Here is a 1,392-nt window from a genome sequence, read left to right as displayed (position 1 = left end):
GGCAGTATTTGAACTCTCGAACTGTATATCATTATATTTATCTTTGTTTGTCCAATGAGCATAGGGGTTGGTTTCTATGTGTGTATTAGATACGCAATCTATTCGGACACACCCATTTCCTGGTTCATCCACAACATCGATGCAACGGTGATTAGCTTGAACCTGCTCCTGAGGTAGTAGATGTCTTAAGGTTGTCTGCAAATCATACCAAGGAACTGACACTCGACCTTCCCCATAATCTTTAAACCAGTCGTCGAACCCAAGAGGTATTGACCGAATTAGCTGCCCCTGCAAATTTTTGTAAACCCATCTAGAAGAAGTCTTTGGAGGTTTTTGTCCCTGATTGGTTTTAACAGTTTTCTCGTTATTAGATTGTTGAGAATCAAAGAACCTAACACTAGTTTTTATGACCTGTTCGTAAGCGTTAAAGTCTAAACATTTGAGAGCTTTTAATCCATTTGGGAGAAGATCCAACCCATGACCAACCTGACGGAAGGTACGAGTTTGGTCGATGACAAGAACATTTTCTATACCATGCTTGCGTAAGCCTATAGCAGTTGCTAATCCAACGGGCCCAGCACCAACAATTACAACATCATATATTTTTTCCATAAAACAAAAGAAAGCCGAGTAAACACCAGATAAAATCTGAAAATGAACTTTAAACAGTATGTCAGTCTAGTCTATTAGCATATTAATACAAGTACCAAAGATTATTATTGCTAGTAACTTACAAAAGTAGTTTTTTGCGATAAAACTTTCTTTTGTCAGAATTGCTAATTTCGGACTCCCTTAGCAAGTTAAAATCATGATTTTAATCTTGAATTTAAGCGAATAGCATTTATCTGCTTGATATTAAATGGTTAAAAGCCAAGAAAACTTTGAGATTGCGATCGCGCTCCAAGAGTTGAGTAAATACCATGCAGATATAGCTTCCAAAGGCAGAAGACCGCGCTGCCTCTTTGTCTCAATGAGATTTTGGCTACTATAAGTCCCTTGGCTACACAAAAACTCTCCTTTACTACTAAAGAAGGATAAAAGTCAGGGTAATTTTGTGCTTTGGACTCATTTTAGCCTGATAATAGAGGGTTAATAGTTTCACTTTGGAGGAGCATTAAGAAATTTGTCTGTGTTTGCGGTGGACAGGCGAAACGCTCTGCCTCCGGTTCTTGTTTCAGCAGCCCTAAATTTATGTATGGGGTTTCTCGCACTAGCGAACCATCCCCTCTTTGCCTGTGCTTCTTGTTGACCAAAACTTTACTATTAATATTAGACGGTTAATGTTGCATCTACTTCTGACTTCTCTTGGCATCATCGTTTATCTAGGATTGGCAAGGTGTTTATTTAGCCAATGGTTATTTTTCTTGATGAGTGATGGAGAAATGAGTCGAG

At 38.5% G+C, this 1,392-nt stretch carries 2 protein-coding genes; both read right to left on the bottom strand.

What is annotated here, in order from left to right:
• Positions 1–612 (bottom strand): FAD-dependent oxidoreductase (locus tag ACWATR_RS40045; RefSeq protein WP_460345948.1); only part of this gene is annotated, 612 nt, incomplete at its 3' end.
• Positions 613–1,070: 458 nt separating this feature from the next.
• The gene (locus ACWATR_RS40040) at positions 1,071–1,253 is read right to left on the bottom strand and encodes a hypothetical protein (protein ID WP_460345945.1); all 183 of its coding nucleotides are present in this window, start codon (positions 1,251–1,253) and stop codon (positions 1,071–1,073) included.
• Positions 1,254–1,392: the final 139 nt, after the last annotated feature.

The organism is Nostoc sp. UIC 10890, from assembly GCF_054786515.1.
Note: the sequence above shows the minus strand (reverse complement) of the source record. Positions and strands in the feature narration are given on the sequence as shown.